The organism is Brenneria goodwinii (assembly GCF_002291445.1).
Lineage (GTDB): Bacteria > Pseudomonadota > Gammaproteobacteria > Enterobacterales > Enterobacteriaceae > Brenneria > Brenneria goodwinii.
Genome location: NZ_CP014137.1, coordinates 5,318,771 through 5,333,885, shown reverse-complemented (window position 1 = coordinate 5,333,885; position 15,115 = coordinate 5,318,771). Strand labels below are relative to the sequence as shown.

The following is a 15,115-nucleotide window of genomic DNA, read 5'->3' as shown; positions in this document are numbered from 1 at the left end:
ATTACGGCAGATGGCCACCAGCGTTATTCGCGTCGATGGGGAATGATTTGGGTATTTGGTGGTTGTTCAGACTGTGGACAGAAAACGCTGTACAGCAGGACGATGCTTTCTTGAAATTTAGCGATAACGGCATAGCTGTTTTCATCAATCGCCCGTTTCTCTTCAGCATCAATCACGCCGTCTTCTGTAGCGTGGCGAATTAACTCAGAGTGACGACCGATATATTCAATCGCTTCCATCAAGCGCAGGTTCACATCGCCATTCTCTATCTCTTCAATGCTCGGTAGACGGACGTTAACGCTGTTTGACTGGCGTGATACCGCATCAGCAAATAGCGTTGTGCCACCAGCTTGCTGTAGCACTATCAGCCAGCCGATCGGGAATATTTGGTTACTGTCAGGACGCAGACGGTTAAACAGGGCGTTCTCTGTAACTCCCAGCCATTGAGCAGCCTCAGCGTATCCACCCGGCAGGCCCGTAATGATTTTTCTGGCAACGGCTATCACCCAATCGGGCTGTTTCTCTGCCTGCCATTCTGGTTTTTGCTGTGACACAGTTAGGTTCTCCTGGCTGTGGTTACATTGAACTGATAGCTGTTAGATACTGGGTTCCATCAAGCAACTTGATCGGTCTGGTGCTTGCTACTTGGAAATGGCCTCAGTTCTTCTGCTTCCACACGGCCATCTGGTAGCTGAATAACAAATATTTTTCTTCCAGTTCGGACGGCCTTACTGATCGCAGTCTGGTGAACACCAATTGCATCAGCCGCTTTCGCCTGACCGTTCTCCCTGACGAAATCAGCGAGAGTTTGTTTTTGCATTGTTGGCTCCTGAACTCACTTACAAAACAATAATACCCAAAGTATTAAATAAATCAATACTTGCGGTATTTCATTTTTTAATAACGTAGGTATTAGAATTCAAGGATGGAAAAGAAAAAGAACCTGACCGCGGAACAGCTCGAAGATGCTAAGCGTCTAAAGGCTTTGTACGAGTCGAAGAAAAAAACATTGGGTGTTACCCAGCAGCAAATCGCTGATGAACTGGATATAACTCAAGGCGCAGTAGGCCACTATCTGAACGGAAGAAATTCGCTCAACGTGGCTACGGCCTCTGCGTTTGCAAAAATTTTACAAGTATCAATTTCAGACTTCAGCCCATCGTTGGCAAAAGAAGTTGCCGGGTACTCACATGTAGCAGAACCCAACGTTACATACGTCGCATCGTACAAACCAAGCATAAAATATCCACTCATAAGTAAAGTGCAGGCTGGCGAATGGGATGAGGCAGTTGAGTCATACACACTAAAGGACATCGATCACTGGTTCGAATCTGACGCCCACATACAGGGTCAAGGGTTTTGGCTGTTGGTCGAGGGGGAATCAATGACATCCCCCTCTGGCCTGAGTATCCCAGAGGGAACTTTGGTTTTGTTTGATACTGGCCGTGACGCAGTAAACGGTAGCCTAGTTGTCGCAAAGCTGACAGATTCAAACGAAGCTACATTCAAAAAACTGATAATCGACGGTGGTGTGCGTTATCTGAAAGGGTTGAATCCAGCATGGCCGATGCGGGAAATCAACGGGAACTGCCGGATCATCGGCGTCGCAGTGGAAACAAAACTGCGTCTGATATAGCCATGGCTAAAGTTCTGCGGCAGCAGTGCAGTCCATTGAGTACAAACGGTTTGCTTGAACTATGCTGTAGCTGTTCAGACTATGATGAGGTTGGTTTCATTGTAATGATAAACAACTGATGATCATTGATACTCAGCAAGTCCTGTATATTGTAGTCTTGACATTAAAAAAAAAACAAAAATCCAGTTGACGGATAGATTGGTTTGACATACCTTTAGGCCATCAGGCTTGGCCCCGTTCGTAGACAATTGTTAATATCTACATAACGGCTCCAAGCCATTTTTTTTTGGATGAAAAATGAAGAAAGCAGCAATTATGATTGACGCTGGCTTTTTTATGCAGCGGGTACATGCCACACAGAGAAAACATTTTAAGGATCATGAACTATCAGCAACCCACATAATGAAAATTATATGGGCCTTGGTTCAAAGCCACTTGAATGGAAGGAAACAGTCTCAAGATAAAAGAGAGCCTGTTGAGCTTTATAGAATTTACTTCTATGACTGCCCTCCACTTGATATTCAGACAAGGCTACCACTACCATCAGATCCATCTCATAAAACTCCAGGAAGAAAAAATTTTAAATTAGAACCAAGTTACATTCTCCGAGAAGCTTTACACGAAGAACTCCGCAAAAGCAGAAAAACAGCGTTACGCTTAGGAACCTTGGTCGATAATAAAAGATGGCAGCTTAAAACTCATGCTCTTGATGCACTCATGACTGGAAGGCGCAAATGGGATGAGTTAAACAACGACGATTTCTACTATGATATAAAACAAAAGCAAGTCGACATAAAGTTAGGTATGGATATAACTACACTTGCTTATGAAAAGTTAGTCGATGTAATAGTCCTTGTCGCGGGCGATTCTGATTTCGTTCCAGCAGCAAAACATGCAAGGATAAAAGGGATAGACTTCATTTTAGACCCGCTACGGCAAACTGTCACCGCATCTTTATCTGAGCATATTGATGGGGTTCATTCCTACAGCTTGATTTCTGGCATGGCTGATGCTTTAGAAGTGGAGCCAACTCCATTACCTGACTGGTGGCACGAACGAAAACCGAAAAAGCAAACTGCCCGACCTCCGAGACACAAAAATACAAGGGCACAAAATCATAGATAATGTTTCCATTTTTTATATCCCGCTACGGCGGGATTTTTTGTACCTGTCGTTTGGCTAATCCCCTCACCTATCCCACCTATCGATTAACCCGTCACACACCCGCAAAAAATAAATTCACTTATAAATCAACAGAGGAATACTTGCAGTATTTATTTTAATACTTTAGGTATTGACCAGCAATAATACCTGCGGTACTTTTAACCCATCGAGACAATACACTGTCTCAGATGACCGCTTAGACCACCGAGAAATGCAAAACCGGTGCGAGTGCGAGGGGTGCAGGGGTAGTGAGAGCTATGCCGTGACCACAGCAAAGGATAAGTGAACTTATAAAGCGTCCTCTGGGCGCTTCATTAAGACCACTACCTGAGAGGATACCTCAATGCGTAAGTACAATTTCGTTATCTGCCATGTCTGCGAAGGACACGGCATGATGGACAACCCTGCTTTCTCCAACGGATTCACCAGTAGCGAACTGAATGACATGGAGCCGGAAGAGCGCGACATGATTTTAGACGGCGCTTATGACGTTCCCTGCACCCATTGCTGTGCTACCGGCAAGGTTCGGGTGCCCAACATTGCGGCGCTGACCTTTGCAGAAAAGCGCGAGCTGGTTGAGGAACGCCGTAACGCTCGCGAACTGGCGGAAATGGCACGTATGGAGCGCATGGAGCGCATGATGGGCTGCTGAGTGACTTCACCCTGCGCCTACCAGCTTTACGGGTGCATGAATGAAACCACTACCACCAGCAGTTGAGGTCATTATGAAACCTGACACCAACAAACGCCTTTCCCAAGCACAACATTTACGGCTTGTTCAGCAGATGCAATCACATTGTGACTACATGGAACGAAGCGGTATCCCACCAGCAATGCGATTTCACATGGCCATGAAGATTGGCCGTGAATATTACGCTGAATTAAAACATCAATAATTCCCGCCTTCACCAGGGCATCAACCGGGCGCGGGTTCGCGTCGCCGGATTCGTAACCGGCGATCTACATCCGAGGTAATCACGATGGCATTGATAAAGAGGTGTGTGATGGAAATCCTGATCACTTTAGCAATCATGGCTGCGCTGTCTCTCGTGATTGCCGGTGTTTATCACATTTATGAAATTTTCACAGGGTGAGGCTCACAATGAAAACCTGGACATATAAAGACATCACCGCGGCGACAGAAAAACAGATTACTCATTGCATATCCACATCGATTCAACACGCTGACTCTGCCGGCATTGCGGAAATGTATAAAGAATGGGCATACGGCGCATTCAATTTGTGGGCGGAAATCACCTGGGGCGAAAGGCAGGATGCGGACTTTGAACGTCTGAGAAAATTAGCCAACCCCGATTAACACAACAGCAAAGAGCATTGGGACGCACCGAATCCGTGAGATGCTAAACGTAGGGTGTGAACCAGTGCTCTTTTCGTTGTGGTAATCCTGCCACAACATACCCTTGTTATCCCTTTGGCGGTCACCGTTCTTCTAACCCAATACCGGAGGATGAAGATAATGTTCTGCGGCTGACTGCCCTTTTTACAGAGAGAAGCAATCCCCTGCTTCTGTGTGTGAAAGGAGAAAATGACATGTCTGAAAATGCTGAAAGTAAATGCACACCGTTCAGCCAACAGATTGCCTATATAAATAAAGGCACCCTGGACGCTGAATTAACTGAAACCCTCGCAATGATTATTCAAGCGGTTCGGGAAACACGAAAAAAAGGCTCGGTCACATTGACGCTTAACTGCGAAATGTTGAACAGTCGCACGGAAGACACAATCAAAGTCACGCCGGACGTCAAGTTCAATAAGCCGAAACTTGAGCTGGCCGATACCATCATGTTTTCTACCGCTGACGGAGATCTACTGCGTGATGACCCCGATCAGGTTCAGATGGACCTTCAGGTCATTAATACCAAAAGCAACGCGGCCCCTATCAAGTTGCAGTCCAACAGTTAATTTTTGATCTTTTCGTCCTGAAAATTAACCTTCCCCCATAAATAAACAATCAAGGAAAATATCTATGTCACAGATTGTTGACGGCTCTGCCGTGTCTGAAATTCGTAATCTGGCTATTACTGCACATAATCCAGGGACTGATATCCCATCAGCGATTGTGCCACACGATCATGATTTAACGTCGCTGGAAAAGTTCCAGTTGCAGCCATCATTGATTCGCCAGCAGGTTAATCTAATCGCTGTTTCATCATTGATTGCCTACGTTAACAAATTCAAAGACCCGCGCACCGCCATCTTTGCCGACAATACCAAAACAAAGATTGTTGCCGTGCTGGACTATCACGAAAGCGCGGAGCTTCCGAGTTGGGGTAGCCACCGGGCGATCTACGACTGCCCGTTTTCCAAAGAGTGGAAGGAATGGGCTGCGCTGGATGGCAGTGCCATGCGCCAGGTGGAATTCGGTGAATTTATCGAAAAACACATCGGTGATATTGCGCCGGTTGGCGATACCTACGCCGGGCCGTCTGGCACGGAACTGTTGGAAATGGTCCTGGCATTCTCGGAAACGCGTAAATCTGAATTCAAGTCTGTAAAACGGCTGAATGACGGCACATTCCAGATGAGCTACAGCGACGAAAAATCCGGCAGCGGTAATACAAAACTACCGGAAAAAATCAGCCTGGCCATCGCCCCGTTCCACAATGGCAATCCGTACCAGATTGACGCCCGTTTCCGCTACCGTATTAAAGAGGGTCAACTGTTCCTTTGGTATGAGCTGATCGACCCTGAAAAGATCGTCGAACACGCATTCAGCGAAATCGTTACTGAACTGCAAAACGCTCTCGAAACCATCCCGGTTTACGAAGGCTCTATCTAATCCTCCCTTTTCTCCCTGAAAAGTGCAGCCTTATGCGCGCCCTGCGGTGCGCATAGTGAAGCATTTACCCGACAGGAAGATAAATATGGCCACATTAAACCAACGCTATGCCAGTAAAGAAACTGGCATCACTGTTAGAAAAACTCACCTGGTCCCACTGGAAGAAATTTATGCCGAGGGCGGCTATAACGTCCGTGAACTGAATCAGAGCCACGTTGAAGAATTTAGGGACGCGTTCATTGCCGGTGAATACATCCCCCCTCTGGCCGTCGAGGTAACAGAGCACGGCGTTAAGGTCATTGATGGCCATCACCGCTATTTCGGCGCGCTGGCCGCAAATGAGGCCGGGTGCGAAGTTCTCAGGCTTGAATGTAAGGACTTTGTCGGCACAGAGGCTGACAAGATTGCATTCATGGTCACCAGCTCACAGGGGTTGGCACTTACCCCGCTGGAACGCGGCGCAGCATACCAGCGGCTGGTTAATCAGGGCTGGAGTAACTCGCAGATAGCGCAAAAAGTTAAACGGTCGGAGTCCGACATTCTCCAGCACTTGCAGTTACATCAGGAGTGCTCGCCGTATGTCAAAAGTCTCGTTCGAGCTGGTTCGCTGAATTACGCCCTGGCGATCGATATAACCCGGAAGTATGGCGTTTTTGCCGACAAGGTAATCTCGAATCTGATGGAAAAGGCCGAGTCTGCCGGTAAAAAGAAAATTACGAAGTCGCTGGCAAAACCACAGTTCGCCGCGGCGAAAACCAAACGCCTGATTGAGCTGATCTATAAGTCTACCCCCATCGTGAGCCAGGACGGGTTGCGTGACTATCTAATGCTCCCGCCCGGCGTTAAAGACGAGGTGATGAAAATCCTCACCGAGTTTAAAGACTACAGCGAGGGGCAGCAGAATGAACATCAGCCAGAATAAAGCGCCTCTCTGGATTTCAGAAAAAGCCAACATCCTGTTAAAGCAGGTCAATACAGGTCGAGTTATCCCGCGCCGGACGCACGGCAAAAAATATCAAACGCTACGGGTTAATAAACGTTGGCGCCTGCTGTCACGCGACGGTACCAGTTGGGAATTACTCAACCACAACGATTACAACAACCTGATCGACAAATAACGAGCCTCGCCACCAGCGGGGCTTTTTATTGGAGGTTTTCATGCGCCATATCATAAGGGGTGAATTAACCCCACTGGAACGAAAGGCCGCAGAAGCGGCGCTTCAAAACCACCAGCAACGTTACGGCAATTACGCTCGACGGAAAAATAGCGAAACCTATCGCGTCCGCGTAGCCAATAAAACCTATTCCGTTGAAGTAATAAATCGGAATGCGTCATACGTTGCCACGGTGATGAACCATCACCGTTCTCTGCAGAAGATGTGTGGGGTGCCGTCATGACAACATTACGCCAAATAGAATTGATGCAGCACGCACTTGGTATTAGCGCTACGAAACGCGAGCCATACCGCAATTATTTTCTGGCGGGCTGCGGGCATTCAGATAATGACGATCTTGAAGCTCTGGTCACAGATGGAATGATGACCAAACGCCCCTCTCCTGATTTTGTCGGCGGCGGCAAGCTTTATCACTGTACAAAATCCGGGGAAGTCGCCGCTATATCAGCCCTACCCACTCCACCAAAGCCCACCCGCTATAGCGAATATCTTGATGCTGATTCCTGCCAAGATTTCTCGGAATGGCTACTGGGTTGGAAAAAGCCTGAATTCGAATACCGGCGTGATGGCGGCAGATATCAATACCGAATGTTCAGGAAATCATATAGCGATTATCACGGATATCCAGTTCGTGATGTAGAGGGCAATTGGTGCAATACGAAAAAGGCAGCAAAGGCCAGCTATAAAGAAGCGCTGAAATTCAGCAAGGAGGGTTTATGTCTGAGTCCGTAAAGCCAGATTATGTTGACGTCGATTATGACGGTCTTCCGATTTATCGAGATCCACCAGCGGTGCCGGATAACGGTGTAACGGCAGAACACCGCCGCGTCATCAAGATGCTACTTGATATTTGCGAGGCCGCGTTTGAACTCGCTGATGATAGCTGTCAGCAAGAGATTGACGGCGAGTTATGCCATGTTGTCCCGGACGATTCTTTTGCGAAGCTTTCCGACGCTCTGGACGAAATTGAGAACACTCTACCAGACGAGTATGAATACCTCCCGAATACAGTGCTGCAATGGGCGGCTGTACCGCGTCACGCATTACGTTCGTTGCTCCAGTTGTCCGGTAATTCAGGACAGGTACTGCAACATTCAGATGATGAAGCGTTTGATCGATTTGCTATTGCATGTAAAGCCAAACTTGCAAAGTCTCGCGCTAAAGGTCGGCGTGGATGGGATGACCCGCATCTTTGTAGCGTGGAAAGCCTGGCGGTGATGTTGGTAGCTCACCTGGTCAAAGGTAATTCGGGTACGTTCGAAGATGTCGGCAATTTCGCTATGATGCTCCACCAGCGCAAAGCCAATCCAAAAGTGCTATCGGACGCAGTAAAGGCTGATCGGTTCACTCCTGCCGAGCGTGCCGCGATAGATCGAGCATTGGACGGTGGAAAGCCGGTAGCTACAGTCCGTATCCAAAGCGGGCGCCTAGCAGGGAACAAATTCAATCTGGTTTATTCGCCTGCCATTCATGATCTGCCGGATGACGTTTATTATCTCTACACCGAGCCAGTAAGACGGTCTTACGCAGTGCCGGATGGTTTGCGGGCCGCAATAAACAAACTGTTCGATAACGATGGTAGCCGTGGACGCTATTCAGCTATCGCATGCGGCGATGCTCACCGCGAAATTGAAGCCATGCTCGCCGCCTCCCCACCGTATAATGGTATGGTGTCCAAACAGGAGAATAATTATGAAGGTTAGTGAATTACAGAAGCTTTTAGCGGCATGCGATCAAGATGCTACTGTTTTGATTGCCGGATTTGAGACGACCGCAAGCCTGTTTGTTGCAGAAGCGGACCTTGTCACTCAGTGCAAATCTGTACCGCAGCCTGAGAGCTCTATGTCAGGAAACCGCAGCATTTCTTTAGATGGTGATTCATCGATCTGGATCGGCTGGAGCAAAGATTACCGCACAGAAAGCTTTCTTGATGCCATAAAGAATCCGGAAAAGTATTCATAGAAAACAATCAACAATAAGTAATCATATCAACCATCTAGAGACCGCCTACTGGGCGGTTTTTTGTTATCTGGAGAATCCATGAATACAATATTTTTGTTAATGGCTGAATTTAACACTGCCACAATCCCACTGGCAGACATTGCCGAGCGCTATTTAGGCATGAAGCCAGCAACGGCAGATAAAAAAGCTGGTGCCGGTGATTTACCCATCCCTACATTTCGTATCGGTAACACGCAGAAGGCGCCTCGCATGGTTCATGTTAAGGATTTGGCGGATTTTATCGATAGTCGCAGAATTGAGGCGCAGGAAGAAATGCGCCATTGTTCGTCATGAATGCCTATTTTTCAGGTCTTCAAATCTCTGGTGCAGACTATTCGGGTATAGCTCCCGATAAACCTGCCACAGCACATTTAGCGAACGATGCCCGGTAACCTGGGCAACCTCCTCAATGCTAAATCCCGCCTCAAAAAGCCTGCTCGCCCCTTCCCGTCTCAGATCGTGATACCGTAAATCCTCAATACCCAAAGCTGCCCGCACTCGTTGAAAACCCGCTGTTATTGATTTTGACGAGTAGGGGAAAATAAATTCTGATTTTTTCGGCTGGCGCTGCACAATGTCCCACGCCTCCCCCAGCAAGGGAACCAGCATGTGATTACCGTCTTTTTTACGCGGATCCTTCCTGTCACGAACCAGAACGGCCTTTTGCCTTTCGTCGATATCAGACCACTTAATCCTACACACCTCACCAATACGCATGCACGACAAGATAGAGAAATTCAGGATATCCACAAATGGAATGATCGCCGCCCGATGATCCTGGCGTACCTTTAGCCCCTCTTCCAGTCGTGCCAACTCATCACCAACAGGGCGGCGGCTTCGTCTTTGTGACTTCCCCACAACCCCCATATTTACCAGTATTACACGCGCATCGGTTACAGGGTTCGCAGTGTAATCGATATCAAATATCGGTTTAGCAGCAGCCAAAACTGATGATAGGTAACTCAAATCATGGGAAACCGTTGCCGGACCAGCACCCGCGCCAGCACGTAAGCGACCATGCTCAACCACATCATTAACGGATAGGTCTGCCAGTTTTATTTCTGCGATATCACAGTCCACCAGCATGTTGAGAACATAATTCTTTGTACGACCAGCTTTACCGCCGAGAGCCGGATCGTTGATGTACTTCATCAGTAATTGCCGCACTGTTATTTGGTTTGCATCAGAATCGGATGGGACGCCACGCTCTTCAATTTCAGCTACACGGCGTGTACCCCATGTTTTTGCCAAAGCTAATTTCCCAAACGTTTTACTTTCTCTGTAAAGGTGTTTACCCTGCTCCTTCACCCCCACTGTGCAGCGATATCTCACCGTCCCATCTGCACGGGGTCTTTTAGCAATCGTAAAGTAAGCCATTTCGTTATCATCTCCGCATATCAGGACACCAAAACGTGGCGTCCTCAATGGTGTCCCATGAATGCAAAAATATAACGAAACCGATAAAAATGCACGATAATATGACAGAAGTAAAAAGCCCTACAAACAAGGCAACGCCTACAAACTCAGGTAACCACAGCCTCCAACGCTTCTCCATTGCGCCGATGCTCGACTGGACAGATCGCCATTGCCGTTACTTTTTTCGTCAGTTAACCCGCCAGACGCTGCTGTATACCGAGATGGTCACTACCGGCGCCATCCTTCACGGTAAAGGGGACTATCTGGCCTACAGCGACGAAGAACACCCGCTGGCGCTGCAACTGGGCGGCAGCGATCCCGCGGCGCTGGCGCGTTGCGCGCAGTTGGCCGAACAGCGCGGTTATGACGAGGTGAACCTGAATGTGGGTTGTCCGTCCGATCGGGTACAGAACGGTCGGTTTGGCGCCTGCCTGATGGGAGAAGCGTCGCTGGTGGCGGACTGCGTCAGGGCGATGAGAGATCGGGTCACTATTCCGGTGACGGTGAAAACCCGTATTGGCATCGACGATCGCGACAGCTATGAATTTCTGTGCGAATTTATCCAAACCGTCGCCGAGCGCGGCGGGTGCGACACGTTTATTGTGCATGCCCGTAAAGCCTGGTTGTCCGGGCTGAGCCCTAAAGAAAACCGTGAAATTCCGCCGCTGGATTATCCGCGCGTTTATCAACTCAAGCGCGACTTTCCAGCGCTGACTATCGCCATTAACGGCGGCGTGAAAACGCTGGCGGACGCCAAAACCCATCTGCAACACCTGGATGGCGTCATGATGGGGCGGGAGGCGTACCAAAACCCCGGTATTCTGGCGCAGGTCGATCGCGAGCTGTTTGATTCGTCCGCGGCCAGTCTGGATCTCGCCGCCGTCGTTGAAGCGATGTATCCCTATATCGAACGTGAATTATCGGCTGGCGCATCGCTCGGCCATATTACCCGCCATATGCTCGGCCTGTTTCAGGGCATACCCGGCGCACGCCAGTGGCGCCGTTACCTGAGCGAAAACGCCAATAAACCCGGTGCGGATACCCGCGTGGTAGAACAGGCGCTGGCATTGGTTAATCATTCCGCAGCTTAAAAAAGCCAACAGTTGGTCTTTTTGACCAACCCTGCATGTTCCCTCTTTTTCCCATCGCTGATAAATCAATCAGTTATCAGCGATGCACATTGGCACGATTCTTGTTATTACCTTAGGACATTGGCAAGCATGGTTCGCAATCACTACGGCTGTCGATGTCGCGCCATAAAAAACAGATTCAGCCACCACAGGAGCACGCCATGTTGGAAATTTTCTTCATTATCGGTTTTTTTATCATGCTAATGGTGACCGGCGTGTCATTGTTAGGCGTTCTTGCCGCGCTGTTTATCGCCGCTGTTTTCATGCTGGTTGGCGGGCTGTTCGTCATGGCGATAAAAGTACTACCCTGGCTATTGCTGGCGGTAGCGGTTGTTTGGCTGTGGCGTCATTTCCAGCAAAAACCGGTGCGTTATTATCGCTGACAGGCCGGTAAGCAGTGGAAGTGGTTAACACCCTGTGGCCAAAAGGCAATGAGGGTGGCTAGAAGACTATGGGGCTATCTTCTCGTGATCGATATGCCCTCCGCATTCCAGTAGGCAGCTAACCTGACACACAAGATATACGGAACATGGTAAGCCCATATGTGAAAACAGCGTGATGAGAAGCCTTGCCGGGTAACAATAAATGCCTTTGAGAGGTTTGAGCGGAGTACGGTGAAAATCGCACTCCGTTCTTAGGAGAGCACAGTCAGGCAGCTGGCTGTGCTTATCCGACAGTGCTACCGCAGAAAAAAGATACTAACGCCGGTGCATATGATACCCAGAGCAAAAGACCGGCTAACATAGACATTATTCGCAAACATCTTCTTTAAAAGCCCGCCAGCCAGGACATAACTCAAAAAACACGCATAAGCAATTGCCGCAATAGGAAATAAAATAACTAATGCTTGGCTAAGTATCGAAATTTTGACGTCGATGAAAGACGGGAAGAATGCTACAAAAAACACAATAGCCTTTGGGTTAGCAATGGCAAAAATAAAGCCTTGAGTGAATGTGGAAATAACTCTGCTTTTTTGATCACCAACGTCACCACCGTCAATTCCATTAGCCATAAAAAGTCTTACACCGATATAGATGATATAAACTGCACCGGCAATTTTAATTACCTTCATCAAATTCTCACTCACATCGCCAATGGTGTAGATCACCGCAAGTGAAATCAGAGCCTGAATCACGGATGCTGTAACGTTACCTAACGCGGCCACGTTTCCCAGCATAAAGCCATTTCTTTTCTGACCTACACACATAGCCAGCATCATAGAAGGGCCTGGAATCATCGAAGCTATAAAAATAGTGCTGCAGTAGGTGAATAACAGACCGGTTTGCATGGTCTCACTCCTCAGTCTGTTTGAGTATGCTTTGCTGCCGGTTATTTAACGCGTTCTCAACTGTAATAACGCCACTTGCCGCCAACTCTGCCAGTTTGCGGCCTTCCTGAATGTATTCAGAAATAACGCTTTGATCACGCTGTTTCTTTAGTCCCTTCACTATATGCCCCTGAAAGACTTCGCCGGTGATTGTGAGGTTATAAACACCATCTGAACCTAAATAGCATATGACATCCCTATCTAAGATTGTTTGTTACTAAGTCTCAAATGTCATTGCGGTAATGACATAATTATTTGTAACACCACATTTAAGTTATAGGTATTTATTTTTGTGGTGCATTAAACTCAGTTTAAATAATTTTATTCCTTTTTTTTATATTATTTGAAATGATATTTTTTTGCGGGGGGCGTGGAGGGGGAATTGTAGAGTATTAATTTGAGAAAGTTGTTTGAATAAGAATATGCTGCAAGCGCGTGAAACAATGCTAGTTCTGCAAAGGTTGCAAAAAGTATCAGTTTGGACATGGGAATCTATTTATTATACAGAGTGTACCTTTACACGATAACCATTACCATTAAAAATATCATGCCGAATAATTAACGAGGAAAATTATTATAACAAGGGGGAAGATTCTTTCACTGTCGGTAAGAGAATTATTACTGGCATTAGCTGACGATGAATTAACGCTGACCCGAATGGCATATTTCAGCGAACATGATCTGGCTCTTATCAATGCTCACCGCAAACCCGCCAGCCGTTTTTGTTTTGCCGTTCTTCTCTGCTATCTGAAAAAAAACGGCGGTGCGGGCTGACCATATCCAGGCATCGGCTCTGCAACTGAACTTACCCATCTGCGCCCTGTCCGGCAGTAATCTCAAACCGGTGACCGAATAGCGTCCAGAGCACGCCGGTGTTGTTACATCAGCCTTATCAGACAGATGTTGAGCAGTTATTGTGAGCCCAAAAGAATGGATGACGAGCCGTTACAGGTAACAATCGGGCGAGACGTCAAAAATTGCAAGGCAGAATGCAAAATTGTGCGCCAGCAGATATTTTTTCACCATCGTGGCTGCTAGGATGACGCCACGTTTTTATCTGCCTTGCAAAGATAGCGTGTAGATCATCATAGCCTGCAAAACGGGCGGTTCAACACAACAAGGCAAACAGATTTCATCATCGTCTGGGAAATAAAATAATCGCCGCTCGGCACAATGGCGCCCCATGCGATATCCGCTGTACCCTACATGCAGCTTGATGAAATAAGCGTCACGGCAAGGGCCTCCGGTTGGAGGCCTTTTGCTTTATACCCGTCATCTTTCAAGTTGCAGGCGCGTTGGCTTCCCTCACTCACCCCAGTCACTTACCTAAGTAAGCTCCTGGGGATTCATTCAGTTGCCGCCTTCCTGCATCTTGAAATCTATTGGGTATATTGCACATTACCGTCCGGGGATCAGCAGGCTGGATCCCTGGGTGCGGCGGCTCTCCAATGCCTGATGCGCGCTCTGCGCATCCGCCAGCGCAAATTTCTGGCTGTCCGGCACGTTAACGGTAACCGCACCGCTGGCAATCATGGAGAACAGCGCATTGCTGGCCTGCTCCAGTTCCTTCCGGGTAGTAACATAGCCATGCAGCGACGGACGGGTAACATACAGCGACCCTTTCTGGTTCAGTATGCCCAGATTCACGCCGGTTATCGGCCCAGACGCATTACCAAAGCTAACCATCAGCCCACGACGTTTCAAGCTATCCAGCGACGCTTCCCAGGTATCTTTACCCACCGAGTCATAAACGACGGCAACCTTCTCGCCGCCGGTCAGTTCGGCCACCCGCCCGGCGATGTTTTCCGTGCGGTAATTAATCGTTTCCCAGGCGCCCGCCTGCTTTGCCCGCTGCGCTTTTTCATCAGAGCCAACGGTGCCAATCAGTTTAGCGCCCAACGCCTTCGCCCACTGGCAGGCAATCAGCCCGACTCCGCCCGCGGCGGCGTGGAACAAAAAGGTTTCGTTCGGTTTGATTTCATAAACCTGACGCAGCAGATAGTGCACCGTCAGCCCTTTCAGGAAAGACGCCGCCGCCTGCTCAAAGCTAATGGCATTCGGCAGGATGGCGACTCTCTCTTCCGCTACGTTATGTATATCGCTGTAGGCTCCCAACCCCGACTGAGCGTAAACCACCCGATCGCCGACCTTAATCACCCCGGCGCCAGAGCCGACTTTGGTCACCACGCCGGCCGCTTCCGTACCTAACCCGGAAGGCAAACCCGGAACCGGATACAATCCGCTGCGGATATAGGTATCGATGAAATTAACGCCGACTGCGCGATTCTCTATCTGAACCTCGCCCGCGGCGGGATCGGTCGGGATAAAATCGACGTATTGCAAAACATCCGGACCGCCGTGGCTGTTGAACTGAATACGTTTTGCCATATCATTTATTTCCTCATATGAACCATCTTTAATATCATCATGTGGGTATGGTAGTGCATATATGGTGCGTATATAGTG

22 protein-coding genes and 2 pseudogenes are annotated in these 15,115 nt (G+C 48.4%); 18 read left to right on the top strand and 6 right to left on the bottom strand.

Annotated features, from left to right (window positions below; genetic code table 11):
- Nucleotides 1-23: 23 nt before the first annotated feature.
- Nucleotides 24-554, bottom strand: coding sequence for a YmfL family putative regulatory protein (locus tag ACN28R_RS23665; RefSeq protein WP_095835661.1), 531 nt, complete (start codon nt 552-554; stop codon nt 24-26).
- 59 nt (nt 555-613) lie between these two features.
- Nucleotides 614-820 (bottom strand): Cro/CI family transcriptional regulator, encoded by a 207-nt coding sequence (locus ACN28R_RS23660; protein ID WP_095835660.1) that lies wholly within the window; start codon nt 818-820, stop codon nt 614-616.
- 105 nt (nt 821-925) lie between these two features.
- On the opposite strand from ACN28R_RS23660, the gene ACN28R_RS23655 reads away from it, so the two are divergent.
- The 15 genes and pseudogenes from ACN28R_RS23655 (at nt 926) to ACN28R_RS23585 (ending at nt 9,070) form a co-directional block, all read left to right on the top strand.
- Nucleotides 926-1,636, top strand: a complete 711-nt coding sequence (locus ACN28R_RS23655) for a LexA family protein (protein ID WP_095835659.1) — start codon at nt 926-928, stop codon at nt 1,634-1,636.
- A 297-nt stretch (nt 1,637-1,933) separates the two neighbouring features.
- Nucleotides 1,934-2,290: pseudogene (locus ACN28R_RS23650) on the top strand (PIN domain-containing protein); the annotation flags it as partial.
- Between the two features lie 63 nt (nt 2,291-2,353).
- Nucleotides 2,354-2,761, top strand: coding sequence for an NYN domain-containing protein (locus tag ACN28R_RS23645; protein WP_257790314.1), 408 nt, complete (start codon nt 2,354-2,356; stop codon nt 2,759-2,761).
- A 382-nt stretch (nt 2,762-3,143) separates the two neighbouring features.
- Nucleotides 3,144-3,452, top strand: coding sequence for a hypothetical protein (locus tag ACN28R_RS23640; protein WP_095835657.1), 309 nt, complete (start codon nt 3,144-3,146; stop codon nt 3,450-3,452).
- A gap of 40 nt (nt 3,453-3,492) precedes the next feature.
- On the top strand, nt 3,493-3,696 hold the full coding sequence (locus ACN28R_RS23635; RefSeq protein WP_145957992.1) for a hypothetical protein: 204 nt from the start codon (nt 3,493-3,495) through the stop codon (nt 3,694-3,696).
- Between the two features lie 206 nt (nt 3,697-3,902).
- The gene (locus tag ACN28R_RS23630) at nt 3,903-4,118 is read left to right on the top strand and encodes a hypothetical protein (RefSeq protein WP_095835656.1); all 216 of its coding nucleotides are present in this window, start codon (nt 3,903-3,905) and stop codon (nt 4,116-4,118) included.
- A 233-nt stretch (nt 4,119-4,351) separates the two neighbouring features.
- Nucleotides 4,352-4,723 (top strand): hypothetical protein, encoded by a 372-nt coding sequence (locus ACN28R_RS23625; RefSeq protein ID WP_095835655.1) that lies wholly within the window; start codon nt 4,352-4,354, stop codon nt 4,721-4,723.
- A gap of 64 nt (nt 4,724-4,787) precedes the next feature.
- Nucleotides 4,788-5,600, top strand: coding sequence for a YfdQ family protein (locus ACN28R_RS23620; RefSeq protein WP_095835654.1), 813 nt, complete (start codon nt 4,788-4,790; stop codon nt 5,598-5,600).
- An 85-nt stretch (nt 5,601-5,685) separates the two neighbouring features.
- Nucleotides 5,686-6,522 (top strand): ParB/RepB/Spo0J family partition protein, encoded by an 837-nt coding sequence (locus ACN28R_RS23615; protein ID WP_095835653.1) that lies wholly within the window; start codon nt 5,686-5,688, stop codon nt 6,520-6,522.
- Nucleotides 6,503-6,718, top strand: coding sequence for a ParE family toxin-like protein (locus ACN28R_RS23610; RefSeq protein WP_095835652.1), 216 nt, complete (start codon nt 6,503-6,505; stop codon nt 6,716-6,718). Before ACN28R_RS23615 ends, ACN28R_RS23610 begins: the two co-directional genes overlap by 20 nt.
- Nucleotides 6,719-6,758: 40 nt before the next feature.
- Nucleotides 6,759-6,998: a DUF4060 family protein gene (locus tag ACN28R_RS23605; protein ID WP_095835651.1), complete on the top strand. Its 240-nt coding sequence runs from the start codon at nt 6,759-6,761 to the stop codon at nt 6,996-6,998.
- Entirely contained in the window at nt 6,995-7,507 is a 513-nt protein-coding gene (locus tag ACN28R_RS23600; protein WP_095835650.1) for a hypothetical protein, read from the top strand. Before ACN28R_RS23605 ends, ACN28R_RS23600 begins: the two co-directional genes overlap by 4 nt.
- On the top strand, nt 7,492-8,478 hold the full coding sequence (locus tag ACN28R_RS23595; RefSeq protein ID WP_183096780.1) for a hypothetical protein: 987 nt from the start codon (nt 7,492-7,494) through the stop codon (nt 8,476-8,478). Before ACN28R_RS23600 ends, ACN28R_RS23595 begins: the two co-directional genes overlap by 16 nt.
- On the top strand, nt 8,468-8,737 hold the full coding sequence (locus ACN28R_RS23590) for a hypothetical protein (RefSeq protein ID WP_095835649.1): 270 nt from the start codon (nt 8,468-8,470) through the stop codon (nt 8,735-8,737). Before ACN28R_RS23595 ends, ACN28R_RS23590 begins: the two co-directional genes overlap by 11 nt.
- Before the next feature lie 78 nt (nt 8,738-8,815).
- Nucleotides 8,816-9,070, top strand: coding sequence for a pyocin activator PrtN family protein (locus tag ACN28R_RS23585; protein ID WP_095835648.1), 255 nt, complete (start codon nt 8,816-8,818; stop codon nt 9,068-9,070).
- On the opposite strand, the gene ACN28R_RS23580 is transcribed toward ACN28R_RS23585, so the two are convergent.
- The gene (locus ACN28R_RS23580; RefSeq protein ID WP_095835647.1) at nt 9,065-10,153 is read right to left on the bottom strand and encodes a site-specific integrase; all 1,089 of its coding nucleotides are present in this window, start codon (nt 10,151-10,153) and stop codon (nt 9,065-9,067) included. The two genes, ACN28R_RS23585 and ACN28R_RS23580, sit on opposite strands and share 6 nt — an antisense overlap.
- Nucleotides 10,154-10,254: 101 nt before the next feature.
- Here ACN28R_RS23580 and dusA point away from each other — a divergent pair, with 101 nt between their 5' ends.
- Nucleotides 10,255-11,283, top strand: a complete 1,029-nt coding sequence (dusA, locus tag ACN28R_RS23575) for a tRNA dihydrouridine(20/20a) synthase DusA (RefSeq protein WP_095835892.1) — start codon at nt 10,255-10,257, stop codon at nt 11,281-11,283.
- A 200-nt stretch (nt 11,284-11,483) separates the two neighbouring features.
- Nucleotides 11,484-11,705 (top strand): envelope stress response protein PspG, encoded by a 222-nt coding sequence (gene pspG, locus ACN28R_RS23570; RefSeq protein WP_048637557.1) that lies wholly within the window; start codon nt 11,484-11,486, stop codon nt 11,703-11,705.
- Nucleotides 11,706-12,001: 296 nt separating this feature from the next.
- Here pspG and ACN28R_RS23565 read toward each other — a convergent pair whose 3' ends face one another.
- Together ACN28R_RS23565 and ACN28R_RS23560 are read right to left on the bottom strand one after the other, a co-directional pair.
- Nucleotides 12,002-12,610 carry a LysE family translocator gene (locus tag ACN28R_RS23565; protein ID WP_095835646.1) on the bottom strand — a complete coding sequence of 203 codons (609 nt, stop codon included), beginning with the start codon at nt 12,608-12,610 and terminating at the stop codon, nt 12,002-12,004.
- A gap of 4 nt (nt 12,611-12,614) precedes the next feature.
- Complete coding sequence (locus ACN28R_RS23560) at nt 12,615-12,770, bottom strand: hypothetical protein (protein ID WP_156186741.1); 156 nt, start codon at nt 12,768-12,770, stop codon at nt 12,615-12,617.
- A 455-nt stretch (nt 12,771-13,225) separates the two neighbouring features.
- On the opposite strand from ACN28R_RS23560, the pseudogene ACN28R_RS23555 reads away from it, so the two are divergent.
- Nucleotides 13,226-13,417 (top strand): annotated as a pseudogene (locus ACN28R_RS23555) (DUF4158 domain-containing protein); the annotation flags it as partial.
- Between the two features lie 630 nt (nt 13,418-14,047).
- Here the strand turns inward: ACN28R_RS23555 and ACN28R_RS23550 are convergent.
- Complete coding sequence (locus ACN28R_RS23550) at nt 14,048-15,037, bottom strand: quinone oxidoreductase (RefSeq protein WP_095835645.1); 990 nt, start codon at nt 15,035-15,037, stop codon at nt 14,048-14,050.
- Nucleotides 15,038-15,115 lie beyond the last annotated feature (78 nt).

Coding starts and splice junctions, on each gene's coding strand:
- ACN28R_RS23605 (WP_095835651.1), top strand. CDS start 6,759: ATGCGCCATATCATAAGGGGTGAATTAACCCCACTGGAACGAAAGGCC.
- ACN28R_RS23630 (WP_095835656.1), top strand. CDS start 3,903: ATGAAAACCTGGACATATAAAGACATCACCGCGGCGACAGAAAAACAG.
- ACN28R_RS23590 (WP_095835649.1), top strand. CDS start 8,468: ATGAAGGTTAGTGAATTACAGAAGCTTTTAGCGGCATGCGATCAAGAT.
- ACN28R_RS23565 (WP_095835646.1), bottom strand. CDS start 12,610: ATGCAAACCGGTCTGTTATTCACCTACTGCAGCACTATTTTTATAGCT.
- ACN28R_RS23585 (WP_095835648.1), top strand. CDS start 8,816: ATGAATACAATATTTTTGTTAATGGCTGAATTTAACACTGCCACAATC.
- ACN28R_RS23640 (WP_095835657.1), top strand. CDS start 3,144: ATGCGTAAGTACAATTTCGTTATCTGCCATGTCTGCGAAGGACACGGC.
- ACN28R_RS23635 (WP_145957992.1), top strand. CDS start 3,493: ATGAAACCACTACCACCAGCAGTTGAGGTCATTATGAAACCTGACACC.
- ACN28R_RS23655 (WP_095835659.1), top strand. CDS start 926: ATGGAAAAGAAAAAGAACCTGACCGCGGAACAGCTCGAAGATGCTAAG.
- dusA (WP_095835892.1), top strand. CDS start 10,255: ATGACAGAAGTAAAAAGCCCTACAAACAAGGCAACGCCTACAAACTCA.
- ACN28R_RS23595 (WP_183096780.1), top strand. CDS start 7,492: ATGTCTGAGTCCGTAAAGCCAGATTATGTTGACGTCGATTATGACGGT.
- ACN28R_RS23600 (WP_095835650.1), top strand. CDS start 6,995: ATGACAACATTACGCCAAATAGAATTGATGCAGCACGCACTTGGTATT.
- ACN28R_RS23620 (WP_095835654.1), top strand. CDS start 4,788: ATGTCACAGATTGTTGACGGCTCTGCCGTGTCTGAAATTCGTAATCTG.
- ACN28R_RS23550 (WP_095835645.1), bottom strand. CDS start 15,037: ATGGCAAAACGTATTCAGTTCAACAGCCACGGCGGTCCGGATGTTTTG.
- ACN28R_RS23615 (WP_095835653.1), top strand. CDS start 5,686: ATGGCCACATTAAACCAACGCTATGCCAGTAAAGAAACTGGCATCACT.
- ACN28R_RS23625 (WP_095835655.1), top strand. CDS start 4,352: ATGTCTGAAAATGCTGAAAGTAAATGCACACCGTTCAGCCAACAGATT.
- ACN28R_RS23580 (WP_095835647.1), bottom strand. CDS start 10,153: ATGGCTTACTTTACGATTGCTAAAAGACCCCGTGCAGATGGGACGGTG.
- ACN28R_RS23660 (WP_095835660.1), bottom strand. CDS start 820: ATGCAAAAACAAACTCTCGCTGATTTCGTCAGGGAGAACGGTCAGGCG.
- ACN28R_RS23645 (WP_257790314.1), top strand. CDS start 2,354: ATGACTGGAAGGCGCAAATGGGATGAGTTAAACAACGACGATTTCTAC.
- pspG (WP_048637557.1), top strand. CDS start 11,484: ATGTTGGAAATTTTCTTCATTATCGGTTTTTTTATCATGCTAATGGTG.
- ACN28R_RS23610 (WP_095835652.1), top strand. CDS start 6,503: ATGAACATCAGCCAGAATAAAGCGCCTCTCTGGATTTCAGAAAAAGCC.